At 69.8% G+C, this 22,715-nt stretch carries 19 protein-coding genes; 3 read left to right on the top strand and 16 right to left on the bottom strand.

Annotation, left to right across the window (positions count from 1 at the left end):
* Positions 1-10: 10 nt before the first annotated feature.
* On the bottom strand, positions 11-3,238 hold the full coding sequence (locus OCQ_RS17550) for an acetyl-CoA carboxylase family protein (protein WP_014385402.1): 3,228 nt from the start codon (positions 3,236-3,238) through the stop codon (positions 11-13).
* Entirely contained in the window at positions 3,235-4,767 is a 1,533-nt protein-coding gene (locus OCQ_RS17555; RefSeq protein WP_179945037.1) for a class I adenylate-forming enzyme family protein, read from the bottom strand. The genes OCQ_RS17550 and OCQ_RS17555 overlap by 4 nt, the downstream gene beginning before the upstream one ends.
* A 59-nt stretch (positions 4,768-4,826) precedes the next feature.
* Between OCQ_RS17555 and OCQ_RS17560 the strand changes: the two genes are divergently transcribed.
* A complete protein-coding gene (locus OCQ_RS17560) occupies positions 4,827-5,636 on the top strand; it encodes a thioesterase family protein (protein WP_036455232.1) in 810 nt (269 codons plus the stop codon).
* On the opposite strand, the gene OCQ_RS17565 is transcribed toward OCQ_RS17560, so the two are convergent.
* The 6 genes from OCQ_RS17565 to OCQ_RS17590 all read right to left on the bottom strand — a co-directional run bounded on the left by OCQ_RS17565 (position 5,627) and on the right by OCQ_RS17590 (position 10,055).
* On the bottom strand, positions 5,627-6,088 hold the full coding sequence (locus tag OCQ_RS17565; protein WP_008258632.1) for a flavodoxin family protein: 462 nt from the start codon (positions 6,086-6,088) through the stop codon (positions 5,627-5,629). The two genes, OCQ_RS17560 and OCQ_RS17565, sit on opposite strands and share 10 nt — an antisense overlap.
* Positions 6,081-6,539, bottom strand: a complete 459-nt coding sequence (locus tag OCQ_RS17570; protein ID WP_014385405.1) for a membrane protein — start codon at positions 6,537-6,539, stop codon at positions 6,081-6,083. Before OCQ_RS17570 ends, OCQ_RS17565 begins: the two co-directional genes overlap by 8 nt.
* The gene (gene dapB / locus OCQ_RS17575; RefSeq protein ID WP_008258635.1) at positions 6,536-7,273 is read right to left on the bottom strand and encodes a 4-hydroxy-tetrahydrodipicolinate reductase; all 738 of its coding nucleotides are present in this window, start codon (positions 7,271-7,273) and stop codon (positions 6,536-6,538) included. Before dapB ends, OCQ_RS17570 begins: the two co-directional genes overlap by 4 nt.
* A gap of 91 nt (positions 7,274-7,364) precedes the next feature.
* On the bottom strand, positions 7,365-7,904 hold the full coding sequence (locus OCQ_RS27275; RefSeq protein ID WP_041785737.1) for a hypothetical protein: 540 nt from the start codon (positions 7,902-7,904) through the stop codon (positions 7,365-7,367).
* Between the two features lie 64 nt (positions 7,905-7,968).
* Positions 7,969-9,051: an NAD(P)H-dependent amine dehydrogenase family protein gene (locus tag OCQ_RS17585; RefSeq protein WP_014385408.1), complete on the bottom strand. Its 1,083-nt coding sequence runs from the start codon at positions 9,049-9,051 to the stop codon at positions 7,969-7,971.
* Entirely contained in the window at positions 9,048-10,055 is a 1,008-nt protein-coding gene (locus tag OCQ_RS17590) for a Rieske 2Fe-2S domain-containing protein (RefSeq protein WP_014385409.1), read from the bottom strand. Before OCQ_RS17590 ends, OCQ_RS17585 begins: the two co-directional genes overlap by 4 nt.
* A 196-nt stretch (positions 10,056-10,251) precedes the next feature.
* Between OCQ_RS17590 and OCQ_RS17595 the strand changes: the two genes are divergently transcribed.
* A complete protein-coding gene (locus OCQ_RS17595; protein ID WP_009952948.1) occupies positions 10,252-10,827 on the top strand; it encodes a hypothetical protein in 576 nt (191 codons plus the stop codon).
* A 5-nt stretch (positions 10,828-10,832) separates the two neighbouring features.
* On the opposite strand, the gene OCQ_RS17600 is transcribed toward OCQ_RS17595, so the two are convergent.
* The 5 genes from OCQ_RS17600 to OCQ_RS17620 all read right to left on the bottom strand — a co-directional run bounded on the left by OCQ_RS17600 (position 10,833) and on the right by OCQ_RS17620 (position 16,625).
* Positions 10,833-11,909, bottom strand: coding sequence for a PDR/VanB family oxidoreductase (locus OCQ_RS17600; RefSeq protein WP_014385410.1), 1,077 nt, complete (start codon positions 11,907-11,909; stop codon positions 10,833-10,835).
* 8 nt (positions 11,910-11,917) lie between these two features.
* Complete coding sequence (locus OCQ_RS17605) at positions 11,918-13,669, bottom strand: SDR family oxidoreductase (RefSeq protein WP_014385411.1); 1,752 nt, start codon at positions 13,667-13,669, stop codon at positions 11,918-11,920.
* A 3-nt stretch (positions 13,670-13,672) separates the two neighbouring features.
* Complete coding sequence (locus OCQ_RS17610; RefSeq protein WP_014385412.1) at positions 13,673-14,581, bottom strand: metal-dependent hydrolase; 909 nt, start codon at positions 14,579-14,581, stop codon at positions 13,673-13,675.
* Positions 14,582-14,683: 102 nt separating this feature from the next.
* Complete coding sequence (locus tag OCQ_RS17615) at positions 14,684-16,141, bottom strand: flavin-containing monooxygenase (RefSeq protein WP_014385413.1); 1,458 nt, start codon at positions 16,139-16,141, stop codon at positions 14,684-14,686.
* 22 nt (positions 16,142-16,163) lie between these two features.
* The gene (locus tag OCQ_RS17620) at positions 16,164-16,625 is read right to left on the bottom strand and encodes an SRPBCC family protein (protein ID WP_009952942.1); all 462 of its coding nucleotides are present in this window, start codon (positions 16,623-16,625) and stop codon (positions 16,164-16,166) included.
* 98 nt (positions 16,626-16,723) lie between these two features.
* Here OCQ_RS17620 and ald point away from each other — a divergent pair, with 98 nt between their 5' ends.
* Positions 16,724-17,839 (top strand): alanine dehydrogenase, encoded by a 1,116-nt coding sequence (gene ald, locus OCQ_RS17625; RefSeq protein ID WP_014385414.1) that lies wholly within the window; start codon positions 16,724-16,726, stop codon positions 17,837-17,839.
* A gap of 12 nt (positions 17,840-17,851) precedes the next feature.
* Here the strand turns inward: ald and OCQ_RS17630 are convergent, their stop codons facing one another.
* The 3 genes from OCQ_RS17630 to OCQ_RS17640 are packed head-to-tail and all read right to left on the bottom strand — an operon-like array spanning position 17,852 to position 22,547.
* Positions 17,852-18,877: a nitronate monooxygenase gene (locus tag OCQ_RS17630; RefSeq protein ID WP_009952939.1), complete on the bottom strand. Its 1,026-nt coding sequence runs from the start codon at positions 18,875-18,877 to the stop codon at positions 17,852-17,854.
* Between the two features lie 60 nt (positions 18,878-18,937).
* Positions 18,938-20,299, bottom strand: a complete 1,362-nt coding sequence (locus tag OCQ_RS17635) for a M16 family metallopeptidase (protein WP_014385415.1) — start codon at positions 20,297-20,299, stop codon at positions 18,938-18,940.
* Positions 20,286-22,547: a polyribonucleotide nucleotidyltransferase gene (locus OCQ_RS17640; protein WP_014380645.1), complete on the bottom strand. Its 2,262-nt coding sequence runs from the start codon at positions 22,545-22,547 to the stop codon at positions 20,286-20,288. Before OCQ_RS17640 ends, OCQ_RS17635 begins: the two co-directional genes overlap by 14 nt.
* Positions 22,548-22,715 lie beyond the last annotated feature (168 nt).

Here is a 22,715-nt window from a genome sequence, read left to right on the forward strand (position 1 = left end):
TCAAACCCGGTCAGCCTCCCGAGAGCCTGGTGATCCAGGCCCGGGAGGCTGACGGGTCTATCACGTCGTCCAGCTCGAACGTGGTGGCCGCCCGCAACGCTTTGCCGTGCTCGTAGGCGGCGGCCACGAGGCGATCGAAGAGACTCTGCCGTTCGGCGGGATCGTCGACCGCGGCCAGCTCCTTGCTGTAGCCAAGGCGCACAGCGCCTTCCAATCCCATGCCGCCGATCTCGCCGGTCGGCCAGGCGATGGTGAACTGGGGCGCGCGGAAGGAGCCGCCGGCCATCGCCATCGCGCCGAGCCCGTATGCCTTGCGCAAGATGATCATGCCCAGCGGCACCGTCAGCCGCGCGCCGAGTACGAACATGCGGCCGAAGCGGCGCACCGCCGCCTGGGTCTCCGCGTCAGGACCCACCATGAAGCCGGGGGTATCGCACAGCGAAATCACCGGCAGCCCAAACGATTCGCACAGGGCCAGGAAGTCGCCCGCCTTGTCGGCCGCCTCGGCATCGATCGCGCCGCCTAGGTGGTGGGTGCTGTTGGCGATCAGCCCGTACGGCACCCCTTCGACGCGCACCAGCGCGGTGACGATGCCCACGCCGTAGTCTGCCCGCAGCTGAAGGACCGATCCGACGTCGACGATCGACTCGATCGCCCGGTGCACGTCGTAGGCGCGTAACCGGTTCTGCGGCACCACATGCCGGGCCAGCCGGGGGTCGGGCGCTTCCCACTCACCCAGGCTGCCCTGAAAGTAGGACAGGTACTGCTTGGCCAGCGCCACGGCGTGCGCCTCGTCCCGGGCGACCAGGCCGACCACGCCGTTGCGGCGCTGCACACCGATCGGCCCGATCGCCTCCGGCGGGTACACGCCCAGCCCGCCGCCCTCGATCATCGCCGGCCCGCCCATCCCGATGTTGGCGTCCGGCGTGGCGATGATCACGTCGCAGACCCCGGCCAGGGCGGCGTTGCCGGCAAAGCATCGGCCGGACACGATCGACACCAGCGGCACCTCGCCGCGCAGCCCGGCCAGCATCCGGAAGGTCGGCACGTCCAGCCCGGCAGCGCCGCCGACGTCGGTGTCGCCCGGTCGCCCCCCGCCGCCCTCGGCGAACAGCACCACGGGCAGCCGCTTGCGCGCGGCCAGGTCGAAGGCGCGATCGGTTTTGGCGTGGTTACGCATGCCCTGCGTGCCGGCCAGCACGGTGTAGTCGTAGGACACCACGACGGCCTCGGCGGCGGCCCGCCCGAACCGCTCCGCGCCGATGGTCGCCAGGCCGGCCACCAGGCCGTCGGCCGGGGTGTTGGCGATCAGGTCCTCTTCGGAACGGCGGCTGCGCTGCGCCGCGATGGCCAACGCGCCGTATTCGACGAAGCTGCCGGGATCGACCAGATCGGCGATGTTCTCCCGCGCGGTGCGGCGGCCCTGCTGGTGCCGCTTGGCGACGGCCGCCGCACGGCCCTCGTCCAGGGTGAGCGCGTGGCGCCGCGTCACCTCGTCGAGGTCGGCGCGCGGCCGGTCGAGATCGGTTGCGGCCCTTGCGGATTCTCCGCGGTCCCCCGCGTCCGTGCGGGTGAAGATCAGCAGCGGGTCGCCGGTGCCGACGACCTGCCCGGGCGTCACCAGAGTCCGGACGGTCCGCAGCGCGTCCGGCGCGACGAGCACGTGCTGCATCTTCATCGCCTCCAGGACGACCAGTTGGCTTCCGGCGGCGTACTGCGCCCCCTCGGGCGCCACCTCGACCACGGTGCCGGCCAGCTGCGCGCGCAGCGCGTCCTCGTCGGGATAGAGCTCGACCTCCGCCGGCGGCGGTTCTTGCTCGTGTGATTGCGCGGCGCGGGCCAGCTCGCGAAGTTTCTGGTCGACGAAATCGGTGCTCACCCAACCGGATTCGACGCGGTCCGCGCGCAGCAGCTCGCGGAGGAATCCGATGTTTGTGTGGATGCCCTCGATGCCGAACTCGGACAGGGCGGTGCCGGCTTTGCGTAGCGCCGCCGGCCACGACGTCCCCCGCACATGGACGATGACCTTGGCCAGCAGCGAGTCGTACTGGGGGCTCACGACCAGCCCGGGCCGGCCATAGGTGTCGACCCGCACGCCCGGCCCGCTGGGCGGGGTGAACGCCGTGAGCGTGCCCGCCGACGCCAGCACGGAGAAGTCGGGCCCGAACGTCTCCGCGTTGACCCTGAGCTGAATCGCGATGCCGCGCTGGGCGGCCGGCTCGCCGATGACTTCGAGCCCGTCGGACGCGATGCCGGCCGGCAACCCCAGCCCGTAGAAGGACGCGCCGCCGGCGATCGCCAGCTGGACGGCCACCAGGTCGAGTCCGGTGGTTTCCTCGGTGACGGTGTGCTCCACCTGGATTCGCGGGTTGACTTCGAGGAAGACGAAATCCTCGCCGGTGACCAGGAATTCGACCGTGGCCAGCCCCCGCAGGCCCACGCGCGCGCACAGCCGCACCGCCGCCTGATGCAGCGCCCGGCGCAGCTCATCCGAAAGCCCTTGGGCGGGGGCTATTTCGACCAGCTTCTGGTAGCGGCGCTGGATGCTGCAGTCGCGATCCCCGACCGCCAGCGCGTGCGTCTGGTGGCCGGCCGGCGCGGCGACGACCTGCACCTCGATGTGGCGGGCGTCGTCGAGCAGCGCCTCGGCGTACAGCGCCGGTTCGCCGAAACCCAGCTGCGCCTCGGCCGCACAGCGCTGGTAGGCGTCGTCGATCTGATTGGCGCGGTGCACCTTGCGCATTCCCCGTCCGCCGCCGCCGGCGAGGGCCTTGAGCATGATGCCGCCCTGCTGCGCCGCGAAGAACGCCTTGACGTCCCCGACGCTGCTCGCCCCGTCGGTCGCGGGCAGCACCGGCACCCCGGCGGCCAGCGCGGCGCCGCGGGCCGCGGTCTTGTGGCCGAGCAACCCGAGCACCCCGGGGTCGGGGCCGACGAACGTGAGGCCGCCGGCCGCGCACGCGTCGGCGAATTCGGCGTTCTCGCTGAGGAATCCGTATCCGGGGTGGATGAGGTCCGCGCCGGAGCTCTTCGCCACCGCCAACACGGCGGACTGGTCCAGGTAGGCCCGCGGGCCGCTGCCGGGCAACCCGATCGCCTCGTCGGCCGCGTGCACGTGCGGGCTCTGCGCGTCGTCGCCGGCGTAGACGGCGATCGTCCGCATGCCCAGTTCGGTTGCGGTGCGGATGATTCGCAGTGCGATCTCGCCGCGGTTGGCGACCAACAGGCTCGCGCTCATCGCAGCGGCTCCCCCCACCGCACCTGTTCGCGGAGCCTGGCCTTGAGCAGCTTGCCGCCGGCGTTGCGCGGCAGCGCGGTATCGACCACCGTGACGTATTGCGGCACTTTGAAATCGGCGAGCCGGCCGCGGCAGTGCTCCAGCACGGCCGGCACGTCGATGTCGTCGTCACCGCCGAACAGCACGGCCCCCACCTTCTCCCCCATGACGTCGTCGGCGACCCCGAGCACGCAGGCGTCCGCGACGTGGGGCGCCCCCAGCAGCACGGCCTCGACCTCGACGCTGGAGACGTTCTCGCCCCCGCGGTTGATGATGTCCTTGAGCCGGTCGATGAGGTGCACCCTGCCCGCGTCGTCGACGCGCACCACGTCGCCGGTGTGCAGCCAGCCGTCGGCAAAGGTCGTCGCCGTGGCTTCGGGCCGGTTCCAGTAGCCGGCGGTGACGTTGGCGCCGCGGGTCACCAGCTCACCCACGCCGGGCTCGTCCCCCAACGGGATCAGCCCGAGGTCCACCGACGGGACCGCGTACCCGACCGAGTCGGCGTGTTCGACGGCCTCGCCGTCGGGCAGCACCGTCATCAGCGATGCCGTCTCGGTCATGCCGTAGCCGTTGAACACGGTGGCGTGGCCGAACGCGTTCTTCACCGTCCGCACCAGCGACGGGGCGATGGGGGCCCCGCCGTATCCCACCCACCGGATCCCCGAGACGTCTGTCCCGGCAAACCCCTTGTGCCGCAACAACAGTGAGTAGATCGCCGGCACCGTCACCAGCACCGACACGCGCTCGGCGCCCAGCGCGGCGATCAACGCGTCGAGGTTCAGGGTGGGCATGATCACCGACGCTCCCCCGAGCCGTGCGGCGGCCAAAAGTTGTGAATTGCAACCCGTCACGTGGAACAGGGGAACCGAGATCAGCGTCCGCATTCCCTCGCCCAGGTCTCGCGGTTGTTGCAGACACCGGATCGCGTTCTCGGTGTTGGTCAGGAACGCCTCGTGGGTGGTGGGCACCCCTTTGGGGTGGCCGGTGGTGCCCGACGTGTAGAACAGGGCGGCCACGTCGGTCCGGCCGAGTTGCTCGCTGACGTACGGCGGCCCTTCGGGCAGCGGGGAATCCGGCGCCAGATCGAGCCCCGCACCCGAGTCGGACAGGACGAAGTCGACCTCCGGTTGAGCGGAGCGCATATTGACCGCCACCGCAATGCCGCCGGCCATCACGACGCCCCAGAACGCGAGCACCCAGTCGATCCCCGCGGGGTAACGCACCGCGACCCGGTCGCCCCGCTTGATGCCTTCCGCGCGCAGCCCACCAGCCACCCGCGCGGCGCGGTCCCAGAGTTGTCGGTACGTCAGCCGGCCGCCGCCCAGCTCGACCAGCGCCTCGCTGCCCGGACGGTTGTCGACGTGTTCGGCGAGCATGTCCAGCAGGGTGGCGGGCAGCTCGTCGTAGCGCGGGACGCCGTCGCGGCCGCGGGACACGCCGACCGTCGGGAACGGGTTGTGGTCGCGCGCGATTTCGATCACTGGAGGCATACCCGGTCCTTACTATCCGGTGTCCTATCGTGATAGCGGTGACGAACGATTCCGCCATCATGCCCGAGGCGTTTTTCACTGTAGACGGCGACTCCTACGTTCCTGGCGCGATGACGCAAGGGCCGTGGGGCGCGGCCATGGGCGGCCAGATCGTCGGCGGCCTGTTGGGTTGGGGCATAGAGCAATCCGGCGTCGATCCGGACCTGCAGCCCGCCCGGTTCACGGTCGACCTGTTGCGCCCGGCGCTGATGTCGCCGGTGCAGATCCGGACATCGGTCCTGCGGGAGGGTCGGCGCATCAAGCTGGTCGACGGCGAGCTGGTACAAAACGGCACGGTCGTCGCGCGGGCCAGCGCGCTGTTCCTCCGTCGCGGCGATCATCCGGACGGCCGGGTGTGGTCCTTCCCGGTCGAGATGCCGCCGCTGCCGACATCCTCCGACGGCTTCCCGGAGGCCATGCCGTTCCTCATCTGGGGGTATGGGGCCACCCGCGACGGCAGCCCGGGCATCGCCGCCGGCGAGTGGGAGCAGTCCGACTCGCAGAAGTTCGCGTGGGCCAGGATCTTTCGGCCGATGGTGCAGGGCCACCCGCTGACCCCGTTCACCCGGCTGGCGTTCGTCGGTGACATCACGAGTTCGCTCACCCATTGGGGCACCGGCGGATTGCGCTACATCAACGCCGACTACACCGTCACCGCTAGCCGGTTGCCCGACGGCGAATTCCTGGGGTTGGCCGCCCAGAGTCACTACGGCACGGCCGGGGTTGCCACCGGGGCGGCCACCCTGTTCGACCGGCACGGCCCGCTCGGCACCAGCTCGGCGCTGGCCCTGGCCCAACCGGCCGACGCGTTCAAGCCGACCTACGCGTAATCCATCAACTGGGCGGCGACCGTCGCCCCGAGTTCCCAGCACGCCTGCAGCTGCTCCTTGCCGGGCTTGCCCGAAACCACCACCGTCTCAGCGGCTTTGGACCAACCCAGCCCGGTCGTGATCGTGTCGACCGCGCGCTCGGCGCCCTCGGTGCCCTCGTTGCCGTGCAGGTACAGCCCGAACGGTCGCCCGCGGGTGGAGTCGAGCAGCTGGTAGTAGGAGCAGTCGAACGCGTGCTTGAGGGCGCCCGAGATGTAGCCGAGATTGGCCGGGGTGCCCAGCAGGTAGCCGTCGGCGGCCAGCATCTCGGCCGGCGACACCGTCAACGCCGGGCGGCGCAGCACCTCCACACCCTCGATCTCGGGGTCGGTCGCGCCGGAGACGACCGCCTCGAACATCTCGTGCGTGTGCGGCGACGGCGTGTGGTGCACGATCAGCAGCGTCTTACTCATGGTCGCCCTGCAGGTTCACGGCCGTCTTCATGGCTTCGCGGGCGCGGCGTCGATCCCCGGCGTAGTCATAGGCGCGGGCCAGCCGGTACCAGCGCCGCCAGTCGTCGGGGTGGTCTTCCACTTCGGTGCGCACCGTGGCGAACAGCGCGTCGGCCGCGTCTCGCTGGATGCGGCCCGACGGCCGGCGCGGCAGGTCGCTGGTGTCCAGTTCCATTCCGTCGGCGGCGATCAGGCGCGCGAGCCGCTGATGCGCCAATCCCGCGCGCAGGGTCGCGACCATCGCCCACAGGCCGATGACGGGCATCACCAACACCGCCAACCCGAGGCCGACGGCGGCGGCCCGCCCGGAGGCGATCATGGCGACGGCCACCCGTCCCAGCAGCGCGAAGTACACCAACAGCGCGACGCACATGAAGGCGACGAGCAGTTGGGTGCGCAGCGCTTTGGTCATTGCAGGTTGAGCAGGGGCTCCAGGCCCACCGTCAGTCCGGGATGTTCGGTGATGCGCCGCACCGCCAGCAGCACGCCCGGCACGAACGATGTCCGGTCGAGGCTGTCGTGGCGGATGCTCAGCGTCTCCCCCTCGGTGCCGAACAGGATCTCCTGGTGCGCGACCAGCCCGGCCAGGCGCACCGAGTGCACCGGGATGCCGTCCACGTCGGCGCCCCGCGCGCCCGGCAGGCTGGTGCTGGTGGCGTCGGGGTTGGGCGGCAAGCCTTTTCGTGACTCGGCGATCAGTTTGGCGGTGCGCGTGGCGGTGCCCGACGGTGCGTCGGCCTTGTGCGGGTGATGCAGCTCGATCACCTCGGCCGAGTCGAAGAAGGGCGCCGCCTGCCTGGCGAAGTGCATCGACAGCACCGCCCCGATGGCGAAGTTCGGCGCGATCAGCACCGAGGTTTTCGGGTTCTCGGCGAGCCAGGCCCGCACCTGCTGCAGACGCTCGGCGGTGAAGCCGGTGGTGCCGACGACGGCGTGAATCCCGTTGCCGATGAGGAACTCCAGGTTGCCCATCACCACGTCGGGATGGGTGAAGTCGATGACCGCCTCGGTGCCGCCGTCGGTCAGCAGGCTCAGCGGGTCACCGGCATCCACCTCGGCGGACAGCGTCAGATCCTCGGCGGCCTGCACGGCGGCCACCATCGTCGATCCGACTTTTCCCTTGGCTCCCAGCACTCCCACTCGCATGGCCTTCACCCTAGACCGAGTCCCTTCCGCGCCGCGGCGTGCGTCGAGGGGTTATCTCAATGACAGCTCGAACGTGGGATTCTCGCGCCGATCAGGTGTGGACGATCCAGGCCGCTTCGGTGTAGGGAGCGGGTTGCGAGGGATCGTTGATCGTGATGTACAGCTCGCCTCCCGTCGGCATAGCGAAACCGACGAATCCATGTGCGGTCTGCCCGTCGTGAAGGCCACCCGATTCCAGCGGGGGCATCTTGTTCAGTCTCTGGTAGTCGACCGCCATCGTTGCCGGCTGGGGGGCGTCGTTGCCGCCGCCGTATCCGGCGAACATATAACGCTGGTCGAACTGGAAGAAGTAGTGAGACGTCGCGGTGATCGTCATTTCCACCACGTTGCATGCGGAGCCAGGCGTCGGACTCGCAAAGTGCGAGGCGCACCCCGGCGGTAACCACGTTGCACTGTCGATAGTGATGTCGGCGGTCGCGCCGCCGGCCGCCCGCGCATGCACGGGCACGCCCATCTGACCGGTCGAGAACGGTGGGCTCTCGGACGCGGGGTCGGCCGAACCGGAGGGACACGAGCATGTGGCAATGACCGCCGCGGCCGCGGCTGCCGCACCTACAAATCCCGCGCGCACCACGGGTGGTTACCCGCGGCGCTGCCACGAGAAACGCGTGGCTGGCGGCGGTGCGACGCCTCGCCTACTTTTTGAACCGCCCGGCGAAGCCGCGCAGCGGCAGGTCGGCGCTGGTGATCAGCCCCGGCGGCGCCGCGATCACCGACTTGATCGCGGCGAGGGCGGGCATGCCGGTCACGGTCATGCCGATCGAGGCGAAGCTGTCCGGGTTGGACAGGTCCACGCCGGGCTTGGGAAAGATCATGTGCTTGTTGTAAATGCACGGATCACCCTTGATCTGGGTGATGTAGCAGCCCTTGATGTTCCAGCTGGGTTCGGTGTGCGGGGTCATCTGCCATTCCAGGTGCGTCTCGACCCGCGGCACGCCGTCGACCATGCCCTGGTACTTGATGTAGTTGCCGCCCAGCGAGCCCTTGGGCAGCGTGTACCAGCCCAGGTCGACGTCCTTGGTGCAGGCGCCCAGCTCGTAGCTGAACGTGACCTCGTCGAGTGTCAGGTCGAAGCAGTCGGCCATCATGTACACGCTGTCGGCGAAGACGCGGGTGTATTTCTCGAGCTTCGACGGGATGTCGGGGTCGTCGACCGGCTGGCCGTAGCCCACTTCGATCCAGGTGTCCTTGGAGTGGTGGCACGACACGTCGACGGACTCGATGGTGGTGATGTTCTCGATGTCGGCGACGTCGGCCGAACACACCACGCCCAGAATCTGATTGAGCCCCGGGTTCATCCCGGTGCCGTAGAACGTGGCACCGCCCTTCTCACAGGCGTCGGCCAGCAGCTTGCTCACCGGTTTGCCCGACGGGTGCGGGTGATTGGTGTCGCGGTGCCAGCCGGTGATCCAGTCCGCGGTGGTGACGATATCGATGCCCGCCTCGAGCACGTGTAAGTAGAGGTCCTCGTCGGGGAACACGCCGTGGAAGGTCAGCACGTCCGGCTTGGCGGCGATGATCTCCTCGATGGTGCCGGTGAACTTGACCCCGTTGGTCCCCACGCCGGCGAACTCCCCGGTGTCCGTGCCGACCTTCTCCGGCGAATAGGCATGCACGCCAATGAGTTCGAGATCGGGCTGGGTCGCGATCCGCCTGATCATCTCCGAGCCGACGTTGCCGCTTCCGACCTGAAAGACGCGGATCGGTGCTGTACTCATTGCGCTAAGCCTTCCTGCGATACGAATGCCTCGGGATAGAACTGCTTGGCCCACTGGCGAATTGCCGTGAATCCCTCGTACTCGTCGGGGGCCAGCGCGGGTGGATCCGAATACCGTTGGTGCTGCCAGATTTCGATGTCCTGGGTGAACTGGCGGATCACTTCCTGGCCGAATTCGGCCGCCTTGCGTTCGGCGCGTTCCGAATCGCCGCCCGGCGCGCGGCCGATGTAGACCATGAACCGGACGTCGGAGGTGCGCTCGTCCACCGGGGTGATCGCGGAGATGGTGCGGTTGTCGATCATCCCCCAGCTCTTGGTCACCGCGATGCCCAGGCCGCCGTTGATGGCCTGCACGCCGCTGTTGACGTCCTCGATCAACTGGGCGTCGTCGCCCTCGAAGGTGATGGTGAAATCGACGTACGACACCGGCTCGGCGAAGTCGTGGCGGGTGAACACCGGCACGATCGGGGTCTTGTGCACGAACTTGAAGTGCGCGAAGTCCACCCCGTTTTCCAGCACGTACTGCGGGTGCATCTCCAGGGTCTCGCGGTACAGCCGCTGCTGCGGGTAGTAATCGTCGGCGGTGCTGCCGTCCTCGAAGGCGGCGAACACATCCGGCGGCTCGAAGTACGGTTCGCGGCGCTCGACGTCGTGCCAGATGTAGACCGACGCGTTGCGTTCGACCACCGGGTAGGTGCGCATGCGCCGGCCGCGGTTGGGGCGGTCCTGGTACGGGATGCAGACGTTGCGCCCCTCGGCGCTCCACTGCCAGCCGTGGAACGGGCACTGCAGCACCTCGCCGACGACGGTGCCGCCGTACCCCAGGTGCGCCCCGAGGTGCTCGCAGTAGGCGTTCATCACGGTGAGCTGACCCGATTCCGCGCGCCAGGCGACCATCTCGGAGTCGAAGTACTTCATCTTGTGCACGTCGCCGACGCCGATCTCGTCGGACCAGGCGACCTGGAACCAACCGGTCGGCTTCATCGACAACGGCGGCTTAGCCATCGAACCCTGCCATGTGAGCTGCCCTCCCTCGGGTACGAATATAAGCCGCGCCCCGAGAAAATCAAAGTACCCTCTATGAAAACGTCGGCGGCCTGCCCGCCCGAGTGGATAAGATCGCCCAATGACCCCTCAGACCAGCGGAGCCGGCATCGCGGGCCGGCGCCCGAACCGGCGGGGCCATGCGACTCGCGAAAGCATGCTCGAGGCCGCGCTGCGCTCGCTGGCCTCCGGCGAGCCGGGCTCGGTATCGGCCAACCGCATCGCCAAGGACATCGGCGCCACCTGGGGCGCGGTGCAGTACCAGTTCGGCGACACCGACGGGTTCTGGGCCGCGGTGCTGCACCGCACCGCGGAGCGCCGCGCCGCGACGTTCTCGACGCTGTCGGCCCCGATCTCGCCGGACGCCCCGCTGCGCGAACGCGTCGGCGCCATCATCGACACCCTCTACACCGGCCTGGCATCGGCCGATTCGCGCGCGATCGAGAACCTGCGCGCGGCGTTGCCCCGCGATCCCGACGAGCTCGAACGCCTCTATCCGCGCACGGCCGCCGAGCTGTTTTCCTGGGGCAAGAGCTGGCTGGAGACCTGCCAGCAGGCCTTCGCCGGTCTGGCCGTCGACCCCGACCGGGTCCGCGAGGTGGCCGCCCTGATCCCCGGCGCGATGCGCGGCCTGGTGTCCGAGCGCCAGCTGGGCTCCTACGCCGACCTCGACATGGCGCGCCGGGGCCTGACCAACGCGCTGGCCGCCTACCTGGAGCCGTCCCGACCGTAACCGGCTCAGGCGTCGATGACCACCCGATCGCCGCCGGCCCGCGACACGCACACCAGCATGCCGTCGTCCCCGGGCGAGGCACGCCCGCGGTGATCCACCTGCCCGGCAAGCACTTTGACCCGGCACGTGCCGCAGAACCCCTGCCGGCACGAGTAGGGCGTCGTCGGGTCGCGGTCCAGCATGACGTCCAGCGCCGTGCGGTTGGCCGGCACCGCGAGCACCCGCCGGGAGCGCGCGAGCTCGAGTTCGAACGGAACCCCGTCGACAACGGGCGCCGGGCTGAACCGCTCGTAATGCAGTGGCGCCCCGGCATATTGGTCGCGAGCGATCCGCACGGCCTCGAGCATGGCGCTCGGGCCGCACACGTAGACGGCGGTCGCCGGGCCGGCGCCGGCCAGCAACTCCGCCACGCTCGGGAAGCGGCCGTGCTCGTCGTCGGCCCACACCGTCACCCGGTCCGGGTCCACCGACACCACCTCGTCGAGCAGCGGCATGTACTCGCGGCTGCGCCCGGTATAGATTGCGCGCCAATCGATCCCGCGCTGCGCGGCCGCGCGGATCATCGGCAGGATGGGGGTCACGCCGATGCCGCCGATGACGAACAAGACGTCGCGCTCGGCGGTGCCGAGATAGAACGCGTTGCGCGGGCCTTCGAATTCGCACGTGTCGCCCACGCCGAAAGCCTCGTGCATCTCGATGGATCCGCCGCCGCCGCCGGCGATGCAGCGCACCGCGATGCGGTAGTCGGTGCGCCGCCCGGGCGGACCGCACAGCGAGTACTGCCGGCGCCGGCCGGAGGGCAACAGGACGTCGATGTGCCCGCCGGGCGTCCAGGAGGGAAGCAGCCCCCCGTCGGGGTCGGCCAACGTCAGCGCGACGACATCGGGCGCGACGAGCTCGCGTTGGGTCACGACCGCGGTCAGCGTGCGCTGCACCGGCTTCACCCGCGAGGGTTCCCACCGCGACACCGAGGCGAATCCCTCGAACACCGCCCGCACACCCCACAGCAACGACCCGAAGCGGTCGTGGGCGCGCCGGCCGTACAGGTCGGCGGGCCTGCTGGCCCAAATGCTTTCCGGCACCGGTCCCCCTAGGTCTGCCGAATGTCCAACCGCGCGAACAGCCGGACCGCCCCCGGGCTGATGCGTCGCATCGCGTAGCCGATCCTGGATTCGGCGGCGATCGGCAGCACCGCCGGTCCGGTCTTGACGGCCTTCACGATCGCCTTGGCGGTCGCCTCGGGGGTGAAGTTGCGGCGCCGGTAGGCGGCGTCGGCCTTGCCCCGCGCCCGCTCCTGCTGCTCGGCGCTCATCCCGGCGTAGATGGTGCTCTTGGCGATGTTGGTGTTGACGAAGCCCGGGCACACCGCGGTGACGCTGATGCCCTCGTCGGCGAAGTCGGCGCGCAACGATTCGCTGAGCGCCAGCACCGCCGCCTTGGTGGTGCTGTAGGCGACCATCGACTTCGACGGCAGGAAGGCCGCGGCCGAGGCCACGTTGATGATCGTTCCGCCCTCGCCGCGCTCGACCATCTGCGCACCGAACGCCCGGCTGCCGGAGATGACGCCGCCGACGTTGACCCCCATGATGTTTTCCCAATTCGCCGAGCTGGTCTCCAGGAAGCGGCCCGCCATCCCGATGCCGGCGTTGTTCACCAGGATGTCGACCACCCCGTGCTCGTTACGCACTTGTGTGGCAAGGTCGTTCATCGCGGCCTCGTCGCTGACGTCGACCTGGTAGACCGCGGCCTCGGCGCACGCGGCGCGGACCGCGTCGGCGGTCTGGTCGGCGGCCGCCCGATCGCGGTCGGCCAGCACGATTTTGCGGGCGCCGCGCCGGGCCAGCTCCACCGCGGTGGCCCTGCCGATCCCGGCACCCGCGCCGGTGACCAGGGCGAGCTTGCCGCGCACCTCGCCCCGTTCGCCGCGCGACTCGACCGCGGGCGGCGCACCGGCGACGGTCCGGTCGACCCACTCGGCGGTCAGCCGGGCGACGACGTCGGGGCGCGAGGTCACCACCCAGTGCCCGCCCTCGATCGCGATCACCCTGGCGCCCTGAGGAATTGCGCCGGTGAAGCGCTGCAGCGCGGGGGTGACGAAGACGTCCCGCCGCGGAACCAACGTCTGGACCGCGACGGAGGTCTCGGGGAGTTGCGGGCCCGGCGCCAGCATGGGCGCGGGCATGTTCTGCCGGTACAGGTTGAGCCCGTTGACATAGTCGGTGAGCGACCGCCTGGTGTCGTGGCGCTGGCTGCGGGTGCTGGAGCGGCCGATGCGCTCAAGGGCCTCAATGACTTTCACGCCGACGCGCGAGCGAAACGACAGCTCGGGCACCCCCGGGCACAGGAAGAAGCCGATGTAGCCCGAGGAGATCAGCTGCCTGGCGACCTGGGCCACGGCCCGTGGGGTGCGCGCGGACCGCAGAAACGCCCCCGCGTATTGCAGGTGCGGGCCCGAGATCGACGTGAACGAGGCCACCTTGGGCATCACCGAGTCGTCGGTGACCGCCGCCCAGGCCTGGATCGAGCCCCAGTCGTGGCCCAGCAGGTGGACCCGCTCGACGCCCAGGCTGTCGATGACCGCCTCGATGTCGGAGACGAGCTGCGCGAACCGGTACCCGGAAGGCTCTGCGGGAGAAGATGATTCACCGGCCCCGCGCACGTCGTAGGCGACGAAGTTGTAGGGTCGGCCGGCCAGCTCGCCGGCGACGCCGTCCCACACGTGGTGGTTGTCCGGAAAGCCGTGGATCGCCAGGATGGTCGGGCGCGCCGGGTCGATGTCGGTGTAGCGGTGCACGGCCAGCGTGACGCCGTCGCTGGCGGTGATGCGAGACGTGGTGCCCATCGGTCAGTGCGAGGCCCGCGCGGCCGGTGAGACGGCCAGGTAGTCCACGGCCAGTCCCAGCCCGCCGAGCTGCGAGGGGTGGAAGCCCGGGCGGTAGTAGTTCCCGATCGCACGCACGAATCGCAGTGGCCCGGGCACCAATCCGCGGCGCGCGGCGGCGAAGTAGTCCCGCCAGCGCGGCTTGGCGCCCGGCGGCAGGTGGGGATCCAGCGAGTACAGGAACCGCACGCCGCGAATCCACAACAGCAGCATGGCGGGCGACACGACCAGCTGGGCGCGGACCTGCCGCCAGTAGCCGGCCCGCAGATGCTTCATGGTGTCGAAGGCCACCGCCTTGTGTTCGACTTCCTCGGCGCCGTGCCAGCGCAGCATGTCCAGCATCACCGGATCGGTGCCGATCGCGTCGTGGGCCGGCGAATTCAGGATCCACTCGCCCAGGATGGCGGTGTAGTGCTCGATGGCGGAGACCATGGACACCTGCTCGAGCAGCCAGCTGTGCTGGCGGCGCTCGCTCCAGCGGGGCCGCGGCCCGAGCAGCTTGTCGAACAGCCACTTGATCTGTCCGGTATAGGGGGTCAGGTCGATGCCCCGCGCGGCGAAGTGGGCGAGCACGCCGGCGTGCGCCTGGGAGTGCACCGCCTCCTGCCCGATGAATCCCTGGACGTCGAGCCGCAGCTGATCGTCTTTGATCAGCGGCAGGGTCTTCTTGAACACGTCGACAAAGAACTCCTCGCCCGCGGGCAGCAGCAGGTGCAGCACGTTGAGGACGTGGGTGGAGAACGGCTCGCCGGGCACGTAATGGAACGGCAGAGCCGCCCAATCGAAGTGCACGTCGCGCGCCTCGAGGACCAGCCGTTCGTGGTCGAGCGACGCGTCGTGCGGACCCGCCGCCTGGTCGTCAACGGTCAGCATTATTGCCCCCTACCTCGGCGTTTCCGACGCTGCGCGCTGCCAGTATAGTTGCGCAACCAAGTATGCGGAACCAGCGGTACCGGGTTTTGTCCCGGCCGGTGTCTAGGGCGCGACCGGGCGCAGGTCGTAGGATCCCGGATCGGTGTTGGCCAGCATGGCGCGGTGCGCGGCCGGGGTGAACGGCCACACCTCGGGCACCCCGTCCTTGTTGAGATACCAGCTGTCACAGCCGGTGGTCCACACGGTGTTCGGCATCGCGGCCCGCAGCCGGGCGTTGAAGCTGTCGGTCGCCGAGCGTGTCGGTTCGACGGTGTCGAATTCCCCTCGGCGCCAACGCTGGATCCACCCCAGGATGTGATCGGCCTGCGATTCGGCGACGGTCGTGAGTGCCAGGTTGCCGACCGGGCTGTGCGGCCCCAGCATCATGAAGAAGTTGGGGAAGCCCGGCATCGCGACGGTCTGGTAGGCCCGCGGCCCGTCGCGCCACACGTCGTCGGCGGCGATGCCGTCGCGGCCGATCAGCCGCATCGGCCGAAAGAACGCGTGGGTGTCGAAGCCGGTGGCGAGCACGATGATGTCGACGTCGTGCAGGACGCCGTCGTCGGTCACGATGCCGCGCCGCTCCACGTGGTCGATGCCGGCGGTGACCAGGTCGACGTCGTCGCGCTGCATCGCGCGGTAGAAGCCGCCCGACATCACCAGCCGTTTGCACATCGGCGTGTAGTCGGGGGTCAGCGCCCGGCGCAGTTCGGGGTCGCGGACCTCGCGGAGGCTGGCGCGGCACAGCGCGCCCATGATCTTTCGGCGCACGCCGGGCTTGGTCAGCCCCACCGCGAAGAGGTCGAACACCATGCTGTAGCCGCGGTACGCCACCCGGTCCAGCCACGGAAACCGGTTGCGGGTGATGCCGGCCAACCGGGTGTAGCGGGGGTTGGGCAGCTTGAGCACCCACTGCGGCGTCCGCTGGAACAGCACGACCCTGCCCGCCACGCCGGCCAGGCCGCAGACGAGTTGCACGCCCGTGGACCCGTTGCCGACGATCGCGATCCGCCGGCCGGCCAGCTCGACGGAATGGTCCCAGCACGCCGAGTGAAAGACGTGGCCGCCGAAGTCGTCCAGGCCGGCGATCGACGGCATCCGGGGATGGTGCAACACGCCGGTGGCCGTGATCAAAAAGTCCGCCGCGCACTGTTCTCCGGCGGCGATGCGCAGGGACCAGCGCCCGTTCTCGAAACGGGCGTCGGTGATTTCGGTGCCGAACCGGATGCGGTCCCGCAGGCCGAACCGGTCCGCGATTTTCCGGAAGTAGTCCTGGATTTCACCGCCCGGTGAGAACATGTGCGACCAGTGCGGGTTGGTGGCGAACGTGTACTGGTAGACCCGGGACGGTATGTCGCAGGTCAGGCCCGGATAGGTGTTGTCGCGCCAGGTGCCGCCCACCTCGTCAGCCTTTTCGAAGATCGTCACATCGGTAATGCCGCTGCGCAGCAACGCAATTGCGACGCACAGCCCGGACATGCCCGCTCCGACGACCGCTACGGCGGGATCGCGTCGCGTCATCGGAACTCCCGCGGCTCTTCGGCTACTCGGTTTCGGCGCGCTGCTTGAGGCGCTGCAGGGTGAGCCGGATGTGCTCGGTGTTGGCGGCCACCCGATCGCTGACGCCGGTGGCCTTGCCGGCGACCTTGCGGAACCACCCGGGCCGGCGGTCCCAGGTGCTCTCGGTGACCTCGCAGCCGCCGTCCGCCGCGACGATGTCGTACTGCCAGCGGGCGACGGGAAGGATGCTGTAGCGCACGTCGAAGGCGAAGCGGCGGCCCGGTTCGGCGTCGGTGACGGTGCATCTGGTGCTCCAGCGCCGGCCGCGGTTCTCGTTGTGGCCCGCGAAAACCGCGCCCGGGGCGACCGCCTCACCCTTGCGCCACTGCATCGCCACCGCCTCCTCGGCCAGCGAAGCCAGGGTGGGCAGGTGGGTGATGAGCCGGTACACCACGTCGGGGCGGGCGTCGATCTGCACGGTGGCCGAAACGCACGGGGCGGTCATCCGCCGATCATAGCCAGCGGGCGATGCGATGCACATCGATTGCGGGCCCTGTGAAGTTTCTTCACAATCGAAAGTGACTGCGCGAACGAGGGGCGATCATGCGAGTCGGCGTACCGACCGAGACCAAGACGAACGAGTTTCGCGTCGCCATCACCCCCGCTGGTGTCGCCGAGTTGGTCCGCCGCGGACACGACGTGCTCGTCCAGACCGGCGCCGGCGAGGGATCGGCGATCGCCGACTCCGAGTTCAAGGCGGCGGGCGCGCAACTCGCCGATACGGCCGAACAGGTTTGGGGCGACGCCGACCTGCTGCTCAAAGTCAAAGAACCCGTGCCCGCCGAGTATGAGCTGTTGCGGCGCAACCAGATTCTGTTCACCTACCTGCATCTGGCCGCCTCGCGCGCGTGCACCGAGGCCTTGCTGGCGTCCGGAACGACGTCGATCGCGTACGAGACGGTCCAAACCGCCGACGGCACACTGCCGTTGCTGGCGCCGATGAGCGAGGTGGCGGGCCGGCTGTCCGCTCAGGTGGGGGCGTATCACCTGATGCGCACCCACGGCGGGCGCGGCGTGCTGATGGGCGGCGTGCCGGGCGTCAAGCCGGCCGACGTCGTCGTGATCGGGGCGGGTACCGCGGGCTACAACGCGGCCCGCGTCGCGAACGGCATGGGGGCGATGGTGTCGGTGCTCGACGTCAACATCAACAAGCTGCGGTTGCTCGACGCCGAGTTCGGCGGGCAGGTCCGCACCCGGTACTCGTCGGCCTACGACTTGGAGGGCACCGTCAAGCGCGCCGACCTGGTGATCGGCGCGGTGCTGCGCCCCGGCGCCAAGGCCCCCAGCCTGGTCTCGAATTCCCTTGTCGCGCAGATGAAACCGGGCGGGGTGCTGGTCGACATCTCGATCGACCAGGGCGGCTGCTTCGAGGACTCGCGGCCGACCACGCACGACGACCCGACCTTCGCCGTGCACGACACGCTGTTCTACTGCGTGGCCAACATGCCCAGCGCGGTGCCCAAGACGTCGACGGTGGCGCTGACGAACGCGACCATGCCGTATGTGCTCGCGCTCGCCGAGCGCGGCTGGCGTGCGGCGTGCCGATCGGATCATGCTCTGGCCAAAGGCCTTTCGACGCACGACGGCGCGCTGCTGTCCGGGCAGGTGGCCGCCGATCTCGGGCTGCCGTGCACCGACCCCGCCTGCGTGCTGGGCTAATCGGCTAATCGGCTAATCGGTGGCCACGAGGCCGGCGATGATGTCGGCCGCGGGGCCGGCGCTGGCGTGCTTGAAGGCCGCCCCGGCCCACAGCGGTATCCCGTTCGGGTCCTCGAGGGCGGCGGCGGCTTCCCGGATGGGCGATGTCATCTGGTTGACCTCGGGGTAGCCCAGCGGCGCCACGTGGTCGAGCATGCGGGTGAAGTCGTTTTCCAGCCCGCGCGCGTAGCGGCCCGAGAAGGCCCGTGTCACAACGGTGGTCGCGAACAGCGGGTTCTTCAGGGCGGTGCGGTGGGCGGGGTTGGTGCCGGCCTCGTCGGCGAGCAGCAGCGCGGTGCCGACCTGCGCGGCCACCGCTCCCCGGCGCAGGGCGGCGCCGATCTCGTCGGCGGTGCCCAGCCCGCCGGCGGCGATGATCGGGATGTCATGGGTGTTGCGGATGCGGTCGATGAGCTGGTGCAGCGACTCGTTGGCGGGTTCCATGTCGGGCGCGAACGTGCCGCGGTGCCCGCCCGCGGCGGGGCCCTGGACCACCAGGCTGTCGGCGCCGGCGGCGACGGCCACCCCGGCCTCGTACGCCGACGTCACCGTGACCATCACCAGCAGGCCCAGCGCGCCGAGGCGCCGGATCACGTCGGGCGGCGGGACGCCGAACGTGAACGACACCAGCTCGGGCCGGACGTCGGCGACCACCTCGAGCTTCTGTTCCCACCCGTCGTCGTCGCCGTAACGCGGGTGACCGACCTCCACCTGGTAGTGATCGGCGATCTCTTCGAGTTCGGCCGCGTAGTAGTCCAGGGCCACCCAGTCGGCCACACTGGGCTGGGGCACAAACAGATTCACGCCCAGCGGGCCGGTGGTGGCCTTGCGCGCGGCGGCGATGTCGTCGGCGAACCGCTCGGCGGTGAGATACCCGCCGGGGACGAAACCGAGCCCACCGGCGTTGGACACCGCCGCGGCCAGCGCGGGAGTCCCGGGGCCGCCGGCCATCGGGGCACCCACGATGGGCACCGCGATGTCCCAAAAGCCCAGTACCATTCGGCTAGTCCGCCGACGGCGAGCGCCGAGGGGGCGCGAGTGAGGAGGCGGACATTCGAGCTAGCCTACCATCGCCCGAAGTTGTTGGGGCAGTGACCGTTTGGTGGCATAGGGGCCGAGAACCGCGGCGCCGTAGCGCTGCCCGAGCAGCCGGCGGGCGACGGCGTTGACCTCATCGACGGTCACCTGGTCGATCTGCCGCAGGGTGTGCTCGATGCTGCGGTGCTTGCCGTAGTTGAGCTCGCTGCGGCCGAGGCGGCTCATCCGCGAGCCCGAGTCCTCCAGGCCGAGGACCAGGCCGCCGCGCAGCGAGCCCTTGGCGATCCGGCACTCCGCCTCGGTGATGCCGTCGCGCGCGACGGCGTCGAGGACCGCACCGGTCACCTCCATGACCTCGGCGAAACGTTCGGGCTGGCACGCCGCGTACACGGACAGCGCGCCGCTGTCGGCGAAGATGTCCACCGTCGAGTACACCGAATAGGCCAGCCCGCGCAGCTCCCGAACCTCTTGGAACAGCCGAGAACTCAGGCCGCCGCCCAGCGCGGTGTTGAGCACCGACAGCGCCCAGCGGTGCTGCCAGCCGCGGCCGGGCGTGCGCACCCCCAGCGACACGTGCGTCTGCTCGGCGTCCCGGTGGCCCAGCGCCAGCCCGGGCCGGCCGTTGACCCGCCCGGCGCCCTTGCGCGGCGCGATGGGTGCGCGCCCACGGACTAGATGCGGGCCGAAGTGCTCGCGCACCAGCGCGACCACCTCGTCGTGGTCGACGTTGCCGGCCACCGCCACCACCATGCGTTCGGGCGTGTAGCGGCGGACGTGAAACGAGTGCAGCTGGCTACGCGTCATCGACGTCACCGACCGCGCGGTGCCGATGACGGGCCGGCCCACCGGGTGGTCGCCGAACAGCGCGCCCAAGAACATGTCCCCGAGCGCGTCCTCGGGGTCGTCGTCGCGCATCGCGATCTCCTCGAGGACCACGTCGCGTTCCAGTTCGACGTCCTCGGCGGCGCAGCGGCCGTTGAGCACCACGTCGGCGACCAGGTCGACGGCCAGCGCCAAGTCGCTGTCGAGCACGTGCGCGTAGTAGCAGGTGTGCTCCTTGGCGGTGAACGCGTTCAGCTCTCCCCCGACGGCGTCCATCGCCTGGGCGATGTCCACCGCGGTGCGGCTGGGGGTCGACTTGAACAGCAGGTGCTCGAGGAAGTGGGCCGCGCCGGCGACCGTGGCGCCCTCGTCGCGCGAGCCGACCCCGACCCACACCCCGACCGAGGCGGAACGCACCGCCGGCAGGTATTCGGTGACCACCCGCAAGCCGCCCGGCAGCGTCGTGCGCCGCAGTGCGGCGTGCGGGTCCGCCGCGGCCGTGTGGTTACCCCGCCGCAGCGCGGGGTCAGCTGCTCGCTTTCCCGAATCAGCTCGCGGCATCGGCAGGGGCGGCCGCCGGGGCATCGGCTGGCGCCGAGTTGTCGTCCTCCACCAGCACCAGCGAGATCTTGCCGCGCTTGTCGATGTCGGCGATTTCGACGCGCAGCTTGTCGCCGACGTTCACCACGTCCTCGACCTTTGCGATGCGCTTGCCCTTGCCGAGCTTGGAGATGTGCACCAGGCCGTCGCGACCGGGCAGCAGCGAGACGAAGGCGCCGAAATCCGTTGTCTTGACCACGGTTCCGAGGAAGCGTTCGCCGACCGTCGGCAGTTGCGGGTTGGCGATGGCGTTGATCCGGTCGATCGCGGCCTGCGCCGAGGGCCCGTCGGTGGCGCCGACGAACACGGTGCCGTCGTCCTCGATGGAGATCTGCGCGCCGGTCTCCTCGGTGATGCCGTTGATCACCTTGCCCTTGGGGCCGATGACTTCACCGATCTTGTCCACCGGAACCTTGATGGTGGTGACCCGCGGGGCATACGGGCTCATCTCGTCGGGCGCGTCGATGGCCTCGGCCATGACCTCGAGGATCGTCAGGCGCGCGTCTTTGGCCTGGCCCAGGGCGCCCGCCAGGACCTGCGACGGGATGCCGTCGAGCTTGGTGTCCAGCTGCAGCGCGGTGACGAAGTCCTTGGTGCCGGCGCACTTGAAGTCCATGTCGCCGAACGCGTCCTCGGCGCCCAGGATGTCGGTCAGCGTGACGAACCGCCGCTCGGTCCGGCCGTCGATCTCCACGTCGTCGGAGACCAGGCCCATCGCGATGCCGGCCACCGGCGCCTTCAGCGGCACACCGGCGTTCAGCAGCGACAGGGTGGACGCACAGACCGACCCCATCGACGTCGAGCCGTTGGAGCCCAGCGCCTCGGAGACCTGGCGGATGGCGTACGGGAAATCCTCGACGCCGGGCAGCACCGGGATCAGGGCCCGCTCGGCGAGCGCACCGTGCCCGATCTCGCGCCGCTTGGGCGAACCCACCCGGCCGGTCTCGCCGGTGGAGAACGGCGGGAAATTGTAATGGTGCATGTAGCGCTTGGAGGTTTCCGGCCCCAGCGAGTCGATCTGCTGGGCCATCTTGACCATGTCGAGCGTGGTCACCCCCAGGATCTGGGTCTCACCGCGCTGGAACAGCGCGCTGCCGTGCGCGCGGGGCACCACGGCGACCTCGGCCGAGAGCGCGCGGATGTCGGTGATGCCGCGGCCGTCGATGCGGAAGTGATCGGTGAGGATGCGCTGGCGCACCAGCTTCTTGGTCAGCGAGCGGAACGCGGCGCTGACCTCTTTCTCGCGGCCCTCGTAGGTTTCGGCGAGGCGCGCGAGCACCTCGGCTTTCAGCTCGTCGGTGCGCGCGTCGCGCTCGGCCTTGCCGCCGATGGTCAGCGCCTTGGCCAGCTCGTCGGTGGCCACCGAGGCGACCGAGTAGTAGACGTCTTCCTGGTAGTCCGGGAACGTCGGGAACTCGCCGACCGGCTTGGCGGCCGCCCCGGCCAGCTCCTCCTGCGCGGTGCACAGGGTGGCGATGAACGGCTTGGCGGCCTCGAGCCCTTCGGCCACAACGGTTTCCGTCGGCGCCTGGGCGCCGCCCTCGACGAGCTCGATGACGTTCTCGGTGGCCTCGGCCTCGACCATCATGATCGCTATGTCTTTTTCGGCGGCGCCGCCGCCGACTATGCGGCCGGCCACCACCATGTCGAACACCGCCCGCTCGAGCTGCTCGACGGTCGGGAACGCCACCCACTGGCCGTCGATGAGCGCGACCCGCACGCCCCCGATCGGACCCGAGAACGGCAGCCCGCTCAGCTGGGTGGAGGCCGACGCGGCGTTGATCGCCAGCACGTCGTACAGGTCGTTGGGGTCCAGGCTCATGACCGTGACCACGACCTGGATCTCGTTGCGCAGTCCGCTGACGAACGACGGGCGCAGCGGGCGGTCGATGAGCCGGCAGGTCAGGATCGCGTCGGTGGAGGGACGGCCCTCGCGACGGAAGAACGAGCCGGGTATGCGACCGGCGGCGTACATCCGCTCCTCGACGTCGACGGTCAGCGGGAAGAAGTCGAAGTGCTCCTTGGGGCTCTTGCTGGCGGTGGTCGCCGACAACAGCATGTTTTCGTCATCCAGGTACGCGACCACGGCGCCGGCGGCCTGCTGGGCCAGCCGGCCGGTCTCGAAACGGATGGTGCGGGTGCCGAAGCTCCCGTTGTCGATGGTGGCGGTCGCCTCGAACACGCCCTCTTCAATTTCAGCGACAGACATGGACGTCCGTACGGCCTCTCTTATTCGGCTGTTTCGCGTCGTCACGCGCAACCTGGAGAGGGTCCGCAGCGCCCGTTGGGGCCTGCGAGTCACCCTGGGAGCTATCCCGAAGAGCCAGTCTGAATGCGGCTACGGCCATCGATCGAAGCGGCCGAGAAGCCCCAGATC

Origin of the sequence: Mycobacterium paraintracellulare (assembly GCF_000276825.1) — a bacterium.
GTDB classification, from domain to species: Bacteria; Actinomycetota; Actinomycetes; order Mycobacteriales; family Mycobacteriaceae; genus Mycobacterium; species Mycobacterium intracellulare.